We start from the raw sequence: 16,921 nt of genomic DNA, 5'->3' as shown, positions 1-16,921 counted from the left end.
TGAGATGGGTCTCCAGGACGTTGCGGTGCCAGGGGTGCGGGGCGCGCGCGACCAGGCCGCGCCCTTCGAGGTTCTTCAGTACGACGTTCATGGCCTGCGGGGTGACCAGGCAGGCCCGGGCCAGGGCGGCGGCCGAGATGCCGGGCGCGCCTCAGAGCCCGAACAGCGCGGCGTACTGCGGTTGCAAGAACGTCACCGCCGATCCCAAGGTCTCCATCTCGGTCGACGACCCCGACGAGCCCTACCGCTACCTGGAGGTCCGGGGCACGGTCGAGCGCATCGAGCCGGACCCGACGGGCGCGTTCTTCGACGTCCTGGCCAAGCGGTACGGCCTTGAGTACGAGGCGCCGGTGGGCGACGCGGAGCACCGGGTGGTCCTGGTGGTGCGCCCGGAGCGCACGACGTCACAGTGAGCGACCGCGCTCTTGATTCAGCATCGCTACGGGAAGCCACCAAAAACTCTAAGTAGACGTTAATTCCCATCCGGGCAAAACTGCCCGGATGACGACGACCCCGAGCCCGCTCTCCCCTCCCCGCCCCTTCGGCCGCGCGCTGTGCGCCATGGTCACGCCGTTCACCCAGTCATGCGAGCTGGACCTGCCGGCCGCGCAGAAGCTGGCCGCGCACCTGGTCGACAACGGGTGCGACGGCCTGGTCCTGAACGGCACGACCGGGGAGTCGCCGACGACCTCCGACGAGGAGAAGACCGCGCTGGTACGGGCGGTGGTGGAGGCGGTCGGCGACCGGGCGACGGTCGTGGCGGGGGTGGGCAGCGCGTCGACCGCGCACACCGTCGCACTGGCCCGCGCGGCCGAACGGGCGGGCGCGGACGGCCTGTTGGTGGTGACCCCGTACTACAGCCGGCCCCCGCAGGCCGCCGTAGAGGCCCATTTCCGCACAGTGGCCGACGCCACCGCATTGCCGGTGATGCTGTACGACATCCCGGGCCGCACGGGCACGCGGATCGAGGTGGCCACGATGCTGCGGCTCGCGGAGCACGAGCGGATCGTGGCGGTGAAGGACTGCGCGTACGACCTGCTCGGCTCGACGAAGGTCATCGGCGGTACGTCACTGGCGTACTACTCCGGCTCGGAGGAGCTGAACCTTCCGCTGTACGCGGTGGGCGGGGCGGGCTATGTGAGCACGGTGGCGAACGTGGCGCCCCGCGAGCTGAGGGCGGTCCTGGACGCGCACGACGCGGGCGCGCCTGCCGATGCGGCCCGTCTCAACCAACTCACCCTGCCGCTGACGGAGTTGATGATGGCATCGGGCCTGCCGGGCGCGGTGACGGCGAAGGCGCTGCTGGAGTACCCGGTCCGGGCTCCCCTGCAGGAGGCGGGCCCGGAGGAGGTGGCCCACTTGCGCGCAGCACGGGACGCGCTGCGCGCGGGGTGAACCGGAGTTCGCGATGCGGCCGCGGTGGGAAATGCGCCCTGCCAGGATCAACCCCGCCAGGGGCGCGGGGAACTGCGCGAGCAACCACGCACGGTCCGCGGCCGAACCGGAAGGGGTGCAAGGGGCGCAGCCCCCGGGGCTCGGGCAAGCCCCCAGGCCCTGCGCAACCAGGGGTCCGGGGGCAGAGCCCCCGGTGACCCCGGCCTTCCGGGCGACCCCGGCTAGTTGTGGGCGTGCAGGACCTCGTTCAGCCCGCCCCACACCGCATTGTTCGGCCGGGCCTCGACCGCCCCCGTCACCGAGTTCCGGCGGAACAGGATGTTGGACGCCCCCGACAGCTCCCGGGCCTTCACGATCTGCCCGTCCGGCATCGTCACCCGCGTGCCGGCCGTGACGTAAAGCCCCGCCTCGACGACGCACTCGTCGCCCAGCGCGATCCCCACGCCCGCCTCGGCGCCGACCAGGCACCGCTCGCCGATGACGATGCGGACGTTGCCGCCGCCGGACAGCGTGCCCATGGTGGACGCGCCGCCGCCGATGTCGGAGCCGTCGCCGACGACGACGCCGGCGGAGATGCGGCCCTCGACCATGGACGTGCCGAGCGTGCCCGCGTTGAAGTTCACGAAGCCCTCGTGCATGACCGTGGTGCCCTCGGCCAGGTGGGCCCCGAGGCGCACCCGGTCGGCGTCGGCGATGCGTACGCCCTTGGGCGCGACGTAGTCCGTCATGCGCGGGAACTTGTCGACGGAGGTGACCTGGAGGTGCAGCCCCTCGGCACGGGCGTTCAGGCGCACCGTCTCGATGTCGTCGACCGCGACCGGGCCGAGCGAGGTCCAGGCCACGTTCGCGAGGAGCCCGAAGAGGCCGTCCAGGTTCTGGCCGTGCGGCTTGACGAGCCGGTGCGAGAGGAGGTGCAGACGCAGGTAGGCGTCGTGCGCGTCCAGGGGCTTGTCGTCGAGGGAGGCGATGACCGTGCGGACGGCGACGACCTCGACCCCGCGGCGCTCGTCGGCGCCGACGGCCTTCAGCGCACCCGCGCCGAGGAGTTCGGCGGCGCGCTCGGCGGAGAGGCGCTCGGTTCCGGCGGGGCCGGGCTCGGCGACGGTCACGAGCTCGGGGGCGGGGAACCAGGTGTCCAGGATGGTGCCGTCGGCGGCGATGGTGGCGAGGCCGGCGGCCGCGGCGCCGGTCGTAGCAGTAGTCGTGTCGGTCATGACCCAAAACCTAACCGGCCGCGGCCCGCCGGGGCGAACCGGTCTCAAGTAACGGTCCCGTGTCCGCCCCGGCCGGCGCACCGGGCAGCCGCCGCGCCCACAGGACGGCGAGACCGGCGAGTGCGGCGAGCCCCGCGCACAACGGCCAGAGCAGTCCGGGCGCCGAGGCGTAGAGGGCGCCGCCGAGCGGCGGGGCCAGCACCTGCCCGCTGATGGAGGCGCCCGCGTACAAGCTCTGGAAGCGCCCCTGGGCGTGGGCGGGCGCCTGGTCGGCGACGTACGCGGTGGCGGTCGTCTTGTAGAGGATCTCGCCGAGGGTGAGCGACACCATCAGGGCGACGGCCGCGCCGAGCGAGGCGCTGGGCACGAGCGCCGCGTATCCGAGCCCGACCAGGAGCAGTCCCGAGCCGACCACGGACAGCGGAGCGCGCTTGCGCAGGGCGTGCGCGGCCGGGAGTTCGAGGCAGAGGATGACGCCTCCGTTGACGGCGATCAGCCAGCCGTAGACCTGGGCATCGAAGCCGTGGTCGCCGAGGAACACGGGCAGGGTCGAGTACTGCTGGCGGTAGACGAGGTCGACGCAGACGATCGCGGCGAGCAGCACGAGCACGGCGGGCCGGGCCCGCAGTTCACTGCGGAAGCCGGGCGCGTCGGCGTCGCGCGGCCGGGGCGACTGCACGGCGCCGTGAGCGGGCAGCACCCGCGAGGCGTACGCCGCGAACAGCAGGGTGCCGATGCCGTCGGCGAGGAAGAGCCAGTCGTACGAGAACCGGGCCGCGACCAGCGCGCCGAGCGGCGGCCCGACGGTGAACCCGGCGTTGCTCGCGAAGCGCATGACGGCGAAGCCCTGGCGGCGGCTGCCTTCGGGGACGCTGACCGCGACGAGCGCGGAGTTCGCCGACCTGACCACTCCGGAGGCGTACTGGGCGAGCGGCAGCGCCGCATACAGCGCGGCGACCGGGAGCAGCGCGATGACGCACAGGACGCCACCGCTGACGGCGGCGCCCGCGAGCAGCGCGCGCCGGTGTCCGTAGCGGTCGCCGAACCAGCCGCCCGTGAAGTTCCCGGCGACGAGCCCGACGCCGCCGATGCCGCTGAGCACTCCGGCCTGGGCGACGGTGAGCCCGCGTGGTCCGGTCAGCCACACGAAGAGGTAGACGAAGGTGAAGCTGACGACCGCGTTGAAGAAGATGCCGCAGCACAGCAGCCGAACCGTCCTCGGTACCTCGCGCAGTGTCTTCACTTCCGCCCGCCCCCAGCCCCGGAATCCAAGTAAGTTCCTTATGGGAACGGACTATGGCAGCATGGATCCCGGCAGGTCAACCGGACGGGGGTCGGTTGGCCTGCCGGGATCGCGAAAGGATGGGCGCATGCCTCAACGCACCCGGCTCGACGACGAACACTGCGCCATCGCCCAGGCCCTGGACGTGGTGGGCGACTGGTGGACCCTCCTGATCGTGCGCGACACGGCACGCGGGGTGCACCGTTTCGACGCCCTCCAGCGCGAGCTCGGCATGTCCCGCAAGGTCCTCGCCGAACGTCTGAGGCTGCTCGTGGAGTGCGGGGTCCTGGCGCGCGAGCCGTACCAGGAGCGCCCGGTGCGCCACGAGTACCGGCTCACCCCGCGCGGGCGCGCCCTGCTGCCCGTACTGATCGCGCTCCAGGACTGGGGAGACACCTGGGTGCTGGGAGAAGGAGAGACGATGGCCACCTCGACCGAGACGTCAGGGGAGACCGAGCGGGTGCGGGAGCTGGTCGGCACCCGCGTCCCGGAGCTTCAACTGACCGATTTCGACGGCGAGTCGAGGGATCCGGTCGCGGCGTCGACGCCGTACACGGTCCTGTACTGCTTCCCCGGCGCCTACGCCCGCGCCGAGTCGTACCCGCCCGGCTGGGCCGGGATTCCCGGCGCGCGCGGCTGCACCCTGGAGTCCTGCACCTTCCGCGACCAGCTGGCCTCGTTCACCGCGGCGGGCGCCACCGTGCACGGCGTCTCCACCCAACGCCCGGACGAGCAGCGGGCGTTCGCCGACAAGGAGGCCCTGCGCTTCCCGCTGCTCTCGGACGCCGGGCTCGACCTGACGGCGGCGCTGCGCCTGCCGACGTTCCGCACGGCGGGGGTGAGCCGGCTCAAGCGGCTGACGCTGGTGGTCGACCGGGACCGTACGGTGATCGAGGCGATCTATCCGATCACCGACATCGAGGAGAGCGTGCGGGCCGCGCTCTCGGCGGTGCTGCGGGCAGGTGCTTGAACCGCCACCCGAACCCGGCCTTCAGTGCGCCGCGCCGCCGAGGTTGAGCAGCACCACTCCGCCGATGATGAGCGCGATCCCGGCGACCTTGGCGGCCGTCATCGCCTCCCCCATGAACACCATGCCCACGGCGGCGATGACGGCCGTGCCCACGCCGGACCAGATCGCGTACGCGGTGCCCACCGACATGGACCGCAGCGTCAGCGAAAGCAGGAAGAAGGCGAGCAGGTAGCCGGCGCCGGTGATCAGCGAGGGCCAGAGCCGGGTGAATCCCTCGCTGTACTTCAGCGCGGAAGTCGCGGCGATCTCCGAGCCGATGGCGCAGGCGAGCAGGACGTAGGGCATGCGGGCCAGGATATCCGCCGATGCGTACGCCCGTACATAACGGAGCCCGCACGACTTTCCCCCAGCCCCTACCCCAGCAACCTGCCGAGCAGGTCGCGCGCGTACCCCTCGTCGTACGCGCCGCCGGTGAGCAGGGACTGGAGGCAGATGCCGTCCATCACGGCGACGAGGCCGCGCGCGGTGACCGGGTCGGTGTGCCGGGCGAGCAGTTCGGCGACCGAGTCGGTCCACTCGGCGGCGACCGGGCGAAGGGCGGGGCGGCGCAGGGCGGCGAGGTAGAGCTCGTACTCCAGCTCGGCGCGGGCCCGGTCCCCGGTCAGCCACTCGCCCATGAGCCGGGCCAGTTCGACGGCCAGATCCGCGTCGGGATCGTCGAGGCGCACGCAGTCGCGCACCGCCGTCGCGAACCCCTCGTTGGCCTGGCGCAGGGCCGCGACGAGCAGCTCGTCGAGTGTCCTGAAGTGGTACGTGGTCGAGCCCAGCGGCACATCGGCCTCGGCGGCGACCGTGCGGTGGCTGAGCCCCGCGATGCCGCGCTCGGCGACGACCCGGATCGCCGCGTCGATGATGCGCCGTCGCCGGTCGGGGTCGTAGCGGCGGGCCATCAGCGGCCTCCGGTTGTTCCGGCCTGGTCACAGAGCATGCCCCCGACCGTACCCGGGGGCCGTGCGGCTACCGTAAGGCCGATCGATCAGGGGACGGGACGTGCGGAAACGTACGGGAAGTGCGAGGTTGCCGTGACGCAGGACATGGGGTGGGGCCCGGGTGCCCAGGGCGGACCCCCCGGACCTCCGCCGGGGTGGGGTCCGGGTGGACCTCCCGGACCTCCGCCCGGGTGGGGTCCGGGATGGGGCGGGGGCTGGATGCCACCGTCGCCCAAGCCCGGCGTGATTCCGCTCAGGCCGCTGACGCTCGGCGACATACTCGGCGGGGCGTTCTCCGCCCTGGGCCGGCACTGGAAGCAGCTCTTCGGCGTGGCCCTCGTCGCGTACGGGATCGCCGCGCTGGTCGTCGGCGGCACGGTCGCGATCGTGGTGGCCGCCGTGCACGACCACCTCGACCCCGTCTTCGACCAGCCCTACGGCGTGGACCCGGCCCGGGCCGACGTACAGCCGGTGGTCATCGCCGGGGTCGTCGTGTTCCTCGTCTCGATGGCGATGTGGCTCGTCGCGATGGCGCTGGTCTACGCGGCCGTCCCGGCCGTGCTCCAGGACGCGGTCCTCGGACGGCGCACCACGTTCCTCCCGATATGGCGCAAGGCCTGGTCCCGGTTCCCGGCGGTGCTCGGCGCGCTGGCGCTCCAGTGGCTGGCCATGATGGGCGCGCTGGTCGTGTTCCTGACGCTGATGCTGGTGACGATCGCGACGACGTCCCGCCACGACGAGGCACCGGTCGCGCTGATGATCGTGTTCACGGTGGTCTTCCTCGGGCTGATCCCGGTCAGCATCTGGCTGTGGGTGCGCTTCGCCTTCGCTCCGGCGGCCGCGGTCCTGGAGAACCAGCGGCCCGTCGAGGCGCTGCGCCGCTCGGCCCGCCTGGTGAAGGACGCCTGGTGGCGGACCTTCGGCATCCTGCTGCTCATCGGCATGATCAGCGGGATGATCGGCTACTTCATCCAGCTGCCGTTCACCTACGGCGGGATCTTCGCGGCCATGCCGCTGGCCCTGGCGAGCGGCGACGCGGTCGGCCCCAAGGTCATGGCCGTCGTCGTCATCGCGGTGCTCTACCTGATCGGTACGGTGATCAGCCAGTTCCTGTCGACCACCCTGCCGCAGCTCGCCACCGGCCTGCTCTACATCGACCAGCGCATCCGCCGCGAGGACCTGGCTCCCGCGCTGGCCGAGGCGGCCGGTGTCCCCTCGGCGCCGGCCCCGCCGATGGGCACCTGGTAGCGCAGGGTCAGTTCGTCACGGTGAACCACGTGGCCCGGGACTTCTTCCACTCGGGGTGGGTGAGGTCCTTGGCCTCGATGCCGTCGCCGTAGAGGTCGGCGGACCCGTCGTCGGTGATGAACTGGGCCCGCGCGCCAGTCCGGTTGAGATCCGGCACGTCCACCACGGCCTCCCAGCCGCCCGGGTCGCCGGTCGGCAGGTCGGCCCGCTTGACGGGGGCGTGCCCGGCGACGCCGTCCCACGAGTAGACCGCGTACGGGTCGGAGTTGTCGTCCGCGGCCCAGGACCCGGCGACGATCAGGTACTGGTCGGCCGCGTTCTTTCGGATGTCGCGGATGCTGAGCCCGCCGAGGTCGAGCTCGATGGGCGTGCCCATGACGGCCTTCGCCCCGCTGCCGGCCACCTTGTCGAAGTTGGTGACCGGCACGATCAGCGCCTTGCCGCCGGTCTTCGGCGGCACCAGCGGCGCCCGGAACCCGATGTACGCGGTGCTCGTGGAGCCGGGCGCGAACTCCAGGCCCTCCACGTTGAACCCGTCGATCTGCTTGGGCACCTGGCCCGAGGCCGTGGTGGCGGTGAACCCGTACCGGTCGCCATTGGCGTGGTCCCAGGCCACGAGGTCGTCGCGCAGCTTCTTGTACGAGCCGCCGAGCGCGAGCTGGGTGCTCGCGCCCGACCCGGTGACGGTGGTGGTGAACACGGTGTTCCGGTCGGCCTTGTACTCGCCGTCCTTGTTGTTGCCCAGCGAGCCGGTCCAGTAGATCGTGTTGCCGACGCGGGCCGCGCCCTCGATGTCGATCTCCTTGGACACCCCGAGCTGGGAGCTGAAGTCCCAGGTCTTCACGGGCGCCCCGGAGGCCGAGCGGTCGTACATCCGCAGCGTGTTGGACTCGTCGTCGGCGACGACCACGTACCCGCCGCCCACGTCCACGGCGGCCGAGGCGTCGCTGGACCCGGTGAAGTAGCGGGTGTCGGCGGCGTTCTGCACGGCCGCCGAGGCGGCGTAGTGCAGCGTCTTGGCGGCGGTCTTCCCGCCGAGCCCGTTGACCTTGATGGTGAGGTCGGTGTAACCACGCCCGTGCGCGGCGACCTCGAGCTGCCGGGTGCTCCCGCTCCCGCTGACGGAGACATCCCCGGTCCCGGCCACCGAACTCTTGCTGCTCGCGGAGGCGGCCACGGTGAGCGCCGAGGCATCGGCCCCGCTCTGCCCGACGGTGACCGTGACCACCGGGTCGCCCGTGGCGCCGACGGCCCCCGACAGGTAGGAGGCCGAGAGCCCGATGGTCGGCGTACCGTAACTCGCCGCCTGTGCAGGGTAGTTGAGCCCCATGACGGCCAGCGCAAGCACTCCGGACGCGGCGGCAAGGGTCCTGACACGGCGGAGCGATGGGTGATGCGGCACGGGGCTGGCCTCTCGTCGGCGGGGTGTCGTCGAGTAGGTTCCGGTCACCCCGCCAAGGGGAGGCGTACGACATCGGTACGGCAGGCGAACGTCAGTCGATCAGGCTCCGCTTGGACCGCAGCACACAGAACTCGTTGCCCTCCGGGTCGGCGAGCGTGACCCAGGTGGCGTCCTCGCCCTGCCCCACGTCGATCCGCCGCGCCCCGAGCGAGACGATCCGCTCGACCTCGGCGGCCTGGTCATCGGGGTTGAGGTCGATGTGCAGCCGGTTCTTGACGCTCTTGCGCTCGGGCACGGGAAGGAAGCACATCCCCGGATACGCTGTCTCGCCCGCCCCGATGACGACTTCCTCCGGGTCCTCGAACAAGACCTTCCAGTCGAGGACTTGGCACCAGAAGCGGGCCTGGGCGTTGAGATCGTGGGCATCGACGACGAGGTGATACAGGGAAACGGCCATATCCGCAGTGTGCCCCGCCCGGCGAGCGGGCGCGCGACGACCCCCGACGAGATCCGGGAGGCCGCCGGACCGGCAGCCGGGCTCGCCCTCCACCCGGCGGGCGCCCGAGGACGACGAGGAGCTCACCCACGCGGCGGCCGCCGACCCGGCCCTTCCCGTCGCGACGATGCGCCGCCCGGCCGGGTCCCCGCAGTGCGAAGAGGCCCCGTAACACGAAGAGGCCCCCGGCACCATCGGTGCCGGGGGCCTCAACGGGCAAGCGGGACTCAGACGTTGAAGCCCAGCGCGCGCAGCTGCTCGCGGCCGTCGTCCGTGATCTTGTCCGGGCCCCACGGCGGCATCCAGACCCAGTTGATCTTCAGCTCGCTGGCGATGCCGTCGGTCGCGGACTTCGCCTGGTCCTCGATCACATCGGTCAGCGGGCAGGCCGCCGACGTCAGGGTCATGTCCAGCGTGACGACGTTGGAGTCGTCGATGTGGATGCCGTAGATGAGGCCGAGGTTGACGACGTCGATGCCCAGCTCGGGGTCGACGACGTCGTACAGGGCCTCGCGGATCTCTTCTTCGGTCGCCGGCTTGATCGCCGCCTGTGCGTTCTCGGTCATGCCGTCTTCCTTTCGGCGAGCTCGCCCAGAGCCTGGGCCGTCGCGTCCTTCCAGGCCATCCAGCTCAGCAGAGCACACTTCACGCGGGCGGGGTACTTGGAGACGCCGGCGAAAGCCACCGCGTCCTCCAGGACCTCCTCCATCGCGTCGTCGGGCTCCAGCTGGCCCTTGGACTGCATCAGCTCCAGGAAGGTCTCCTGGATCTTCTGCGCCTCGGCCAGGTCCTTGCCGACCAGGAGGTCGTTGAGGACCGAGGCGCTGGCCTGGCTGATCGAGCAGCCCTGGCCCTCGTACGAGACGTCCTCGATGCGCGAACCGTCGTACTTCACCCGCAGAGTGATCTCGTCGCCGCACGTCGGGTTCACGTGGTGCACCTCGGCGTCACCGTCCCGCAAGCCCCGGCCGTGCGGGTGCTTGTAGTGGTCCAGGATGACGTCCTGGTACATCGAATCAAGCTTCACAGCGAATTACCTCGCGTCCTCGCGTCCCTTGCGTGACGTGCCTTATGGGCCGGGGGTCCGGGGGTTTCCCCCCGGGAGAGCACAGCACCCCTAGCCGAAGAAGTTTCGTACGTGCTCCAAGCCGTCCACCAGGGCATCGACCTCGGCGGGCGTGGAGTACAGATAGAAAGACGCTCGCGTGGTCGCAGGAATTCCGTAGCGCAGGCACACCGGGCGCGCGCAGTGGTGGCCGACGCGGACCGCGATGCCCTGCTCGTCGAGGACCTGGCCCACGTCGTGCGGGTGGATGTCGCCGAGCGTGAAGGAGATCGCGGCGCCGCGGTCCTCGGCCGTGGTGGGGCCGATGATCCGCAGGTCGGGCACCTCCAGGAGGCGCTTGACCGCGTACTCGGTGATCGCGTGCTCGTGCGCGGCGATCTTGTCCATACCGATCGCGGACAGGTAGTCCACGGCCGCGCCCAGGCCCACGGCCTGCGCGATCGGGGGCGTGCCCGCCTCGAACTTGTGCGGCGCCGGAGCGTAGGTGGAGGAGTGCATCGAGACCGTCTCGATCATCTCGCCGCCACCCAGGAACGGCGGCAGGTCCTCCAGGAGCTCCTGGCGGCCCCACAGGACGCCGATGCCGGTCGGGCCGCACATCTTGTGGCCGGTGAAGGCCACGAAGTCGGCCTGCAGCGCCTGCACGTCGAGCGGCATGTGCGGGGCGGCCTGCGAGGCGTCGATGCAGACCAGCGCGCCGACCTGCTGCGCACGGCGGACGATCGCCTCGACCGGGTTCTGGGTGCCGAGCAGGTTCGAGACGAGCGTGAAGGAGACGATCTTCGTCTTCTCGTTGATGATCTCGTCTATGTTCGACAGGTCGAGCCGGCCGTCGTCGGTCAGGCCGAACCACTTCAGCTTCGCGCCCGTGCGCTGCGCGAGCAGCTGCCACGGCACGATGTTGGAGTGGTGCTCCATCTCCGTGATGACGATCTCGGTGTCGCTGTCCACGCGGTAGGGCTCGTCGGCCCAGCCCAGCATGTTGGCGACGAGGTTGAGCGACTCCGAGGCGTTCTTGGTGAAGATGACCTCGTCGCGGCTCGGCGCGTTGATGAACGTGGCGACCTTGTCACGGGCGCCCTCGTACAGCGCCGTGGCCTCCTCGGCGACCAGGTACACGCCACGGTGGACGTTGGCGTTGTGCTGCTCGTAGTACTCGTTGAGCGCGTCGAGCACCTGGCGCGGCTTCTGCGAGGTCGCCGCGGAGTCGAGGTAGACGATCTTCTTCCCGTCGTGGACCACACGGTCCAGCAAGGGGAAGTCCTTGCGGATCGCCTCGGTGTCGAGGAGGCCCGGCAGTGTCGTCACTCGGAAGCGCCGCCCTTCGTGTACGACTCGTAGCCCTCGGCCTCGAGCTTGTCGGCGAGCTCGGCGCCGCCGGACTCGACGATGCGGCCGCCCGCGAAGACGTGGACGTAGTCGGGCTTGATGTAGCGCAGGATGCGCGTGTAGTGGGTCACCAGGAGGGTGCCGACCTCGCCGTTCTCACGGACGCGGTTGATGCCCTCGGAGACCTGGCGCAGCGCGTCGACGTCGAGGCCGGAGTCGGTCTCGTCGAGGATCGCGATCTTCGGCTTGAGGAGCTCCAGCTGGAGGATCTCGTGGCGCTTCTTCTCACCGCCGGAGAAGCCCTCGTTCACGTTGCGCTCGGCGAAGGCCGGGTCCATCTGGAGCTGCTCCATCGCGGACTTGACCTCCTTCACCCAGGTGCGCAGCTTGGGGGCCTCGCCGCGGATCGCGGTGGCCGAGGTGCGCAGGAAGTTGGAGACCGAGACGCCGGGGACCTCGACCGGGTACTGCATGGCGAGGAACACGCCGGCGCGGGCGCGCTCGTCGACGGACATCTCCAGGACGTCCTCGCCGTCGAGGGTGACGGTGCCGCTGGTGATCGTGTACTTGGGGTGACCGGCCAGCGAGTACGCCAGGGTCGACTTGCCGGAGCCGTTGGGGCCCATGATGGCGTGGGTCTCGCCCTGCTTCACGGTCAGGTCGACGCCCTTGAGGATCTCCTTCGTACCGTTCTCGGTGTCGACAGAGACGTGCAGGTCGCGGATTTCAAGCGTTGCCATGGGGAACTCAGGACTCCTGGGTGACGGAGACGAGCACATCGTCCCCTTGGATCTTTACGGGGTATACGGGGACGGGGCGCGTCGCGGGAAGGCCGGACGGCTTGCCGGTGCGGAGGTCGAAGCTGGAGCCGTGCAGCCAGCACTCGATGGCGCAGTCCTCCACCTCGCCCTCCGAGAGCGACACGTTCGCGTGCGAGCAGATGTCGTTGATCGCGAACACCTCCCCCTCGGTGCGGACGAGGGACACCGGCGTGCCGTCGATCTCCACCCGCTTGGGGGTGTCGCTCTCCAGCTCGCTCAGCGCACAGGCTTTGACGAAGGCCATCAGACGGAAGCCTCCAGCTCCGTCTCGATCTTGGCGAGCAGGCGCTCCTCGACGTCCGGCAGACCGATCTGCTGGACGAGCTCCGCGAAGAAGCCGCGCACGACCAGGCGGCGGGCCTCGGTCGGCGGGATGCCGCGGGACATCAGGTAGAAGAGCTGCTCGTCGTCGAAGCGGCCGGTGGCAGAGGCGTGACCGGCGCCGGCGATCTCGCCGGTCTCGATCTCCAGGTTCGGCACCGAGTCGACGCGGGCGCCGTCGGTCAGAACCAGGTTGCGGTTCATCTCGTAGGTGTCCGTGCCCTCGGCCGCGGCCTGGATGAGGACGTCACCGATCCACACGGCGTGCGCGTCCTCGCCCTGCAGGGCGCCCTTGTACACGGCGTTGGACTTGCAGTGCGGGGTGTTGTGGTCGACCAGGAGGCGGTGCTCCTGGTGCTGGCCCTGATCGGTGAAGTACAGGCCGAAGAGCTCGGCCTCGCCGCCGGTGCCCGCGTAGGCGACCCGCGGGTGCAGGCGCACCAGGTCGCCGCCGAAGGTGACCACGAAGGACTTGAAGGTGGCGTCGCGGCCGATCAGCGCGTTGTGCTGGGCGACGTGGACGGCCTTGTCGTCCCAGTCCTGGACGGAGACCACGGTCAGCTTGGCACCGTCGCCGAGGAGGTAGTCGACGTTGGCGGCGAGCACCGCATCGCCCGTGTGGTCGATGACCACGACGGCCTCGGCGAACGCACCGAGCTCGACGACCTGGTGGCCGTAGGCCACGCCGCCCTCGCCGTGCACGGCGATCCGGATCGGCTCGGTGAGCACCGTCTCCTTGGGGACGGTCACGACGGAGGCCTTGGCGAAGGACGAGTACGCCTGGGCCGCGATGCGGTCCACCGGCGTGCCGGCCTTGCCGAGCCGGGCGTCGTCGCGCCCGACGGTCTCGACGACGACACCCTCGGGGGCCTCGACGACGATCTTCACACCGTCACCGGTGGCGACCGCGGTGCCGTCGTGCAGCCCGCGCAGCCGCTCCAGCGGCGTGAACCGCCACTCCTCCTCACGGCCGTGCGGGACCGGGAAGTCCGCGACGTCGAAGGACGGGGGGGCGCTCATGCGGGTGGCGACGGTCGACTCGGCGGCCACCGCGATCGAACCGGCGGTGGTGGAGCCCACCGGGATGTTCTGAGCCTCAGCCATGGCTGTCGTAGTGCTCTCTTCCTGAATCAGAATCTGCTCAACTGCGGGACGGGGAGCGGTCGTTATCCGACCGAGCCCTCCATCTGCAGCTCGATCAGCCGGTTGAGCTCAAGGGCGTACTCCATGGGGAGCTCCTTGGCGATCGGCTCGACGAAGCCGCGCACGATCATCGCCATCGCCTCGAACTCGGTCAGACCGCGGCTCATCAGGTAGAAGAGCTGGTCCTCGGAGACCTTGGAGACGGTCGCCTCGTGGCCCATGGACACGTCGTCCTCGCGGACGTCCACGTAGGGGTACGTGTCCGAGCGGGAGATCGTGTCGACGAGCAGGGCGTCACACAGCACGTTGCTCTTGGAGCCGTGCGCGCCTTCGCCGATCTCGACCAGACCGCGATAGGAGGTGCGGCCACCACCTCGCGCCACCGACTTGGAGACGATGTTGGAGGAGGTGTTCGGGGCCATGTGGACCATCTTGGAACCGGCGTCCTGGTGCTGGCCCTCGCCCGCGAAGGCGATGGAGAGCGTCTCGCCCTTGGCGTGCTCGCCCATCAGGTAGACGGCCGGGTACTTCATGGTGACCTTGGAACCGATGTTGCCGTCGATCCACTCCATGGTCGCGCCCTCGTACGCCACGGCGCGCTTGGTGACCAGGTTGTAGACGTTGTTCGACCAGTTCTGGATCGTCGTGTAGCGGCAGCGGCCGCCCTTCTTGACGATGATCTCGACGACGGCGCTGTGCAGCGAGTCCGAGGAGTAGATCGGGGCGGTGCAGCCCTCGACGTAGTGGACGTAGGCGTCCTCGTCGACGATGATCAGCGTCCGCTCGAACTGGCCCATGTTCTCCGTGTTGATGCGGAAGTAGGCCTGCAGCGGGATGTCGACGTGGACACCCTTGGGCACGTAGATGAACGAGCCGCCCGACCACACCGCGGTGTTCAGCGACGCGAACTTGTTGTCGCCGACCGGGATGACCGTGCCGAAGTACTCCTGGAAGAGCTCCGGGTGCTCCTTCAGCGCGGTGTCGGTGTCGAGGAAGATGACGCCCTGCTCCTCCAGGTCCTCCCGGATCTGGTGGTAGACGACCTCGGACTCGTACTGGGCCGCGACGCCCGCGACGAGGCGCTGCTTCTCCGCCTCGGGGATGCCGAGCTTGTCGTACGTGTTCTTGATGTCCTCGGGCAGGTCCTCCCAGGACTCCGCCTGCTTCTCCGTCGACCGGACGAAGTACTTGATGTTGTCGAAGTCGATGCCGGAGAGGTCGGAGCCCCAGTTCGGCATGGGCTTCTTGTCGAAGAGCCGCAGACCCTTGAGGCGCAGCTTCAGCATCCACTCCGGCTCGTTCTTCTTCTGCGAGATGTCGCGGACGACAGCCTCGGAAAGACCGCGCTTGGCAGCGGCGCCGGCCGCGTCGGAGTCGGCCCAGCCGTATTCGTACGTGCCCAGGCCATCGAGCTCAGGGTGGGCAGTCTCCGTGGGGAGAGTCATGCGGGGTTCCTCCCGGCCGTGCTTGCAGATGCTTGCTGATGTGTGGTCTGTGGTGGCGCGCCGTGCGGGATGAACGTGGTGCAGACGCCGTCGCCGTGGGCGATGGTCGCCAGGCGCTGCACGTGCGTTCCCAGGAGGCGGGAGAAGAACTCCGTCTCCGCCTCGCACAGCTGCGGGTACCGCTCGGCGGCGTGGGCGACCGGGCAGTGGTGCTGGCACAGCTGCTCACCGCGCTGCGGAAGGGGCGCGCTGCGCGCCGTAGCAGCGTACCCGTCGGCGCTCAAGGCCTTGGCCAGGGCTTGGGTGCGCTCTTCAGGCTGCACGGCCTCGATCGCGTCCCTGTACGCCCCCGCTTGAGCCTCGATGCGGGCCCGGGCGAACGCCGCGACGGCTTCCTCGCCGGCCGCGCCGCCGCCCGCCGACTGCTCGATCCAGTGCAGGGCGTCCACCGCGAGCTTGTCGTAGGACTGCTCGAAGGCGTCCCGGCCGCAGTCGGTGAGCGCGAAGACCTTGGCCGGCCGGCCACGGGTCCGCGCCCCGTACACGCGCTGTTCACGTGGTGCGACGACCTCGTCGGCGACGAGTGCGTCGAGGTGGCGGCGGACGGCGGCCTGGGTGAGGCCGAGGCGGTTCGCGAGGTCCTGTGCGGTCGAGGGCCCGTGGTCCAGGATGGATCGCGCGACCCGGTTGCGGGTGGACCGCTCACCGGTCGCGAGTTCCTCCTGCGGAGCCTCGCCGATGTTTTTCACAACGCCATTGTTGCGTAATTCCTCAGAGCCTGACAACCCACGCCCCGATCACCGACCGGTGCGGTGCATCACTTAGGCATACCTAAGCTGACCTGCGGAAACGATCTTTGATCGATCGTTCCACCGGGAATTCGGTGGCCCCCAAAAGGGGGCTTCCGGCAGACTCCCGTGCCATGCCCACACCCCCTGTGACCGGCCCTTTGTGTACGCGCGACTCACTCGCCGAGGACCTGCGGGAGCTGGGTGTGCGGCCCGGCGAGACCCTCCTCGTGCACTCCTCCCTGAAGTCGCTCGGCTGGGTGTGCGGAGGCGCGGTCGCGGTGGTTCAGGCATTTCTTGACGCACTGGGCGAAACGGGCACATTGGTGGTCCCCACGCACTCCGGCGACAACTCCGACCCCGCGCACTGGGAGAACCCACCGGTGCCCGAGGAGTGGTGGGCGGGAGTCCGGGCGGCCATCCCCGCCTACGATCCGGCGACCACGCCGAACTACGGCATCGGGGTGATCCCGGAGGCCGTCCGCACCTGGCCCGGCGCCCTGCGCAGCGCCCATCCGCAGACCTCCTTCGCGGCGATCGGCCCGGGCGCGGCGCGAATCACCCGGGGCCACGCGCTCGACTGCCTGCTCGGCGAGCGCAGCCCGCTGGCCCGCCTGGAGGACGCCGGCGCCCGGGTCCTGCTGCTCGGCGCGGGATACGACTCCTGTACGTCCTTCCACCTCGCGGAATACCGGGTGCCGGGACCGATGACGGAGGTGTCGTTCGCGGCGATGACGCCCGAGGGCCGCATGTGGCTGACGGTCCGGGACACCTCGGTCACGAGCGAGCGCTTCGACGAGCTGGGCGCGGACTTCGAGCGGGACAAGGAGGTGGTGCGGGGCACGGTGGGTGCCGCCGTCTGCCGCCTGTTCCCGGTCCGGGACGCGGTCGCCTACGCCGAACGGTGGCTGCCGATCCACCGCCCGCGCGAGGAGTAGGCCTGTCCGCCCGCTGTCGGGGACCCGGGCCCCCGCGCCGGAGGGACCTTGCGCCCCGCCTAGACTTGCCGGTC

At 70.3% G+C, this 16,921-nt stretch carries 19 protein-coding genes; 5 read left to right on the top strand and 14 right to left on the bottom strand.

Annotated features, from left to right (window positions below; genetic code table 11):
* The first annotated feature begins 101 nt into the window (after positions 1-101).
* Positions 102-413 carry a pyridoxamine 5'-phosphate oxidase family protein gene (locus IE206_RS07900; protein WP_226598759.1) on the top strand — a complete coding sequence of 104 codons (312 nt, stop codon included), beginning with the start codon at positions 102-104 and terminating at the stop codon, positions 411-413.
* Between the two features lie 88 nt (positions 414-501).
* Complete coding sequence (gene dapA, locus IE206_RS07895) at positions 502-1,395, top strand: 4-hydroxy-tetrahydrodipicolinate synthase (protein ID WP_189961277.1); 894 nt, start codon at positions 502-504, stop codon at positions 1,393-1,395.
* A gap of 221 nt (positions 1,396-1,616) precedes the next feature.
* Here dapA and dapD read toward each other — a convergent pair whose 3' ends face one another.
* On the bottom strand, positions 1,617-2,609 hold the full coding sequence (dapD, locus tag IE206_RS07890; protein ID WP_189961276.1) for a 2,3,4,5-tetrahydropyridine-2,6-dicarboxylate N-succinyltransferase: 993 nt from the start codon (positions 2,607-2,609) through the stop codon (positions 1,617-1,619).
* A gap of 10 nt (positions 2,610-2,619) precedes the next feature.
* Complete coding sequence (locus tag IE206_RS07885; protein WP_189961275.1) at positions 2,620-3,852, bottom strand: MFS transporter; 1,233 nt, start codon at positions 3,850-3,852, stop codon at positions 2,620-2,622.
* Between the two features lie 127 nt (positions 3,853-3,979).
* On the opposite strand from IE206_RS07885, the gene IE206_RS07880 reads away from it, so the two are divergent.
* Positions 3,980-4,861 (top strand): winged helix-turn-helix transcriptional regulator, encoded by an 882-nt coding sequence (locus tag IE206_RS07880; protein ID WP_189961274.1) that lies wholly within the window; start codon positions 3,980-3,982, stop codon positions 4,859-4,861.
* A gap of 21 nt (positions 4,862-4,882) precedes the next feature.
* Here the strand turns inward: IE206_RS07880 and IE206_RS07875 are convergent, their stop codons facing one another.
* Positions 4,883-5,206: a DMT family transporter gene (locus tag IE206_RS07875; RefSeq protein ID WP_189961273.1), complete on the bottom strand. Its 324-nt coding sequence runs from the start codon at positions 5,204-5,206 to the stop codon at positions 4,883-4,885.
* 68 nt (positions 5,207-5,274) lie between these two features.
* Positions 5,275-5,811 (bottom strand): TetR/AcrR family transcriptional regulator, encoded by a 537-nt coding sequence (locus tag IE206_RS07870; protein WP_189961272.1) that lies wholly within the window; start codon positions 5,809-5,811, stop codon positions 5,275-5,277.
* 258 nt (positions 5,812-6,069) lie between these two features.
* Between IE206_RS07870 and IE206_RS07865 the strand changes: the two genes are divergently transcribed.
* Entirely contained in the window at positions 6,070-7,098 is a 1,029-nt protein-coding gene (locus tag IE206_RS07865) for a DUF7847 domain-containing protein (protein ID WP_189961271.1), read from the top strand.
* Between the two features lie 7 nt (positions 7,099-7,105).
* Here the strand turns inward: IE206_RS07865 and IE206_RS07860 are convergent, their stop codons facing one another.
* The 10 genes from IE206_RS07860 to IE206_RS07815 form a co-directional block, all read right to left on the bottom strand.
* On the bottom strand, positions 7,106-8,428 hold the full coding sequence (locus IE206_RS07860; protein WP_226598760.1) for a DUF3616 domain-containing protein: 1,323 nt from the start codon (positions 8,426-8,428) through the stop codon (positions 7,106-7,108).
* A gap of 163 nt (positions 8,429-8,591) precedes the next feature.
* The gene (locus IE206_RS07855) at positions 8,592-8,957 is read right to left on the bottom strand and encodes a VOC family protein (RefSeq protein WP_189961269.1); all 366 of its coding nucleotides are present in this window, start codon (positions 8,955-8,957) and stop codon (positions 8,592-8,594) included.
* A gap of 266 nt (positions 8,958-9,223) precedes the next feature.
* Complete coding sequence (locus IE206_RS07850) at positions 9,224-9,562, bottom strand: metal-sulfur cluster assembly factor (protein ID WP_100574411.1); 339 nt, start codon at positions 9,560-9,562, stop codon at positions 9,224-9,226.
* The gene (sufU, locus tag IE206_RS07845; protein ID WP_189961268.1) at positions 9,559-10,023 is read right to left on the bottom strand and encodes a Fe-S cluster assembly sulfur transfer protein SufU; all 465 of its coding nucleotides are present in this window, start codon (positions 10,021-10,023) and stop codon (positions 9,559-9,561) included. The genes IE206_RS07850 and sufU overlap by 4 nt, the downstream gene beginning before the upstream one ends.
* 90 nt (positions 10,024-10,113) lie before the next feature.
* Positions 10,114-11,370, bottom strand: coding sequence for a cysteine desulfurase (locus tag IE206_RS07840; protein ID WP_189961267.1), 1,257 nt, complete (start codon positions 11,368-11,370; stop codon positions 10,114-10,116).
* Positions 11,367-12,131 carry a Fe-S cluster assembly ATPase SufC gene (gene sufC, locus IE206_RS07835; RefSeq protein ID WP_053729355.1) on the bottom strand — a complete coding sequence of 255 codons (765 nt, stop codon included), beginning with the start codon at positions 12,129-12,131 and terminating at the stop codon, positions 11,367-11,369. Before sufC ends, IE206_RS07840 begins: the two co-directional genes overlap by 4 nt.
* A 7-nt stretch (positions 12,132-12,138) precedes the next feature.
* Positions 12,139-12,456: a bifunctional 3-phenylpropionate/cinnamic acid dioxygenase ferredoxin subunit gene (locus tag IE206_RS07830; protein WP_189961266.1), complete on the bottom strand. Its 318-nt coding sequence runs from the start codon at positions 12,454-12,456 to the stop codon at positions 12,139-12,141.
* On the bottom strand, positions 12,456-13,637 hold the full coding sequence (gene sufD, locus IE206_RS07825) for a Fe-S cluster assembly protein SufD (RefSeq protein ID WP_189961265.1): 1,182 nt from the start codon (positions 13,635-13,637) through the stop codon (positions 12,456-12,458). Before sufD ends, IE206_RS07830 begins: the two co-directional genes overlap by 1 nt.
* Positions 13,638-13,699: 62 nt before the next feature.
* Complete coding sequence (sufB, locus tag IE206_RS07820) at positions 13,700-15,121, bottom strand: Fe-S cluster assembly protein SufB (RefSeq protein ID WP_189961264.1); 1,422 nt, start codon at positions 15,119-15,121, stop codon at positions 13,700-13,702.
* Entirely contained in the window at positions 15,118-15,870 is a 753-nt protein-coding gene (locus tag IE206_RS07815) for a helix-turn-helix transcriptional regulator (RefSeq protein WP_189961263.1), read from the bottom strand. Before IE206_RS07815 ends, sufB begins: the two co-directional genes overlap by 4 nt.
* Before the next feature lie 173 nt (positions 15,871-16,043).
* On the opposite strand from IE206_RS07815, the gene IE206_RS07810 reads away from it, so the two are divergent.
* Positions 16,044-16,847, top strand: coding sequence for an AAC(3) family N-acetyltransferase (locus tag IE206_RS07810; protein WP_189961262.1), 804 nt, complete (start codon positions 16,044-16,046; stop codon positions 16,845-16,847).
* Positions 16,848-16,921: the final 74 nt, after the last annotated feature.

Source organism: Streptomyces violascens, assembly GCF_014649955.1.
GTDB classification, from domain to species: Bacteria; Actinomycetota; Actinomycetes; order Streptomycetales; family Streptomycetaceae; genus Streptomyces; species Streptomyces violascens.
Note: the sequence above shows the minus strand (reverse complement) of the source record. Positions and strands in the feature narration are given on the sequence as shown.

What these genes read in the sequence shown, in the direction of transcription:
- IE206_RS07855 (WP_189961269.1), bottom strand. Translation starts at nt 8,957, where the DNA reads ATGGCCGTTTCCCTGTATCACCTCGTCGTCGATGCCCACGATCTCAAC.
- sufB (WP_189961264.1), bottom strand. Translation starts at nt 15,121, where the DNA reads ATGACTCTCCCCACGGAGACTGCCCACCCTGAGCTCGATGGCCTGGGC.
- IE206_RS07870 (WP_189961272.1), bottom strand. Translation starts at nt 5,811, where the DNA reads ATGGCCCGCCGCTACGACCCCGACCGGCGACGGCGCATCATCGACGCG.
- IE206_RS07880 (WP_189961274.1), top strand. Translation starts at nt 3,980, where the DNA reads ATGCCTCAACGCACCCGGCTCGACGACGAACACTGCGCCATCGCCCAG.
- IE206_RS07830 (WP_189961266.1), bottom strand. Translation starts at nt 12,456, where the DNA reads ATGGCCTTCGTCAAAGCCTGTGCGCTGAGCGAGCTGGAGAGCGACACC.
- IE206_RS07860 (WP_226598760.1), bottom strand. Translation starts at nt 8,428, where the DNA reads ATGGGGCTCAACTACCCTGCACAGGCGGCGAGTTACGGTACGCCGACC.
- dapD (WP_189961276.1), bottom strand. Translation starts at nt 2,609, where the DNA reads ATGACCGACACGACTACTGCTACGACCGGCGCCGCGGCCGCCGGCCTC.
- IE206_RS07810 (WP_189961262.1), top strand. Translation starts at nt 16,044, where the DNA reads ATGCCCACACCCCCTGTGACCGGCCCTTTGTGTACGCGCGACTCACTC.
- IE206_RS07875 (WP_189961273.1), bottom strand. Translation starts at nt 5,206, where the DNA reads ATGCCCTACGTCCTGCTCGCCTGCGCCATCGGCTCGGAGATCGCCGCG.
- IE206_RS07850 (WP_100574411.1), bottom strand. Translation starts at nt 9,562, where the DNA reads ATGACCGAGAACGCACAGGCGGCGATCAAGCCGGCGACCGAAGAAGAG.
- sufC (WP_053729355.1), bottom strand. Translation starts at nt 12,131, where the DNA reads ATGGCAACGCTTGAAATCCGCGACCTGCACGTCTCTGTCGACACCGAG.
- dapA (WP_189961277.1), top strand. Translation starts at nt 502, where the DNA reads ATGACGACGACCCCGAGCCCGCTCTCCCCTCCCCGCCCCTTCGGCCGC.
- sufD (WP_189961265.1), bottom strand. Translation starts at nt 13,637, where the DNA reads ATGGCTGAGGCTCAGAACATCCCGGTGGGCTCCACCACCGCCGGTTCG.
- IE206_RS07865 (WP_189961271.1), top strand. Translation starts at nt 6,070, where the DNA reads ATGCCACCGTCGCCCAAGCCCGGCGTGATTCCGCTCAGGCCGCTGACG.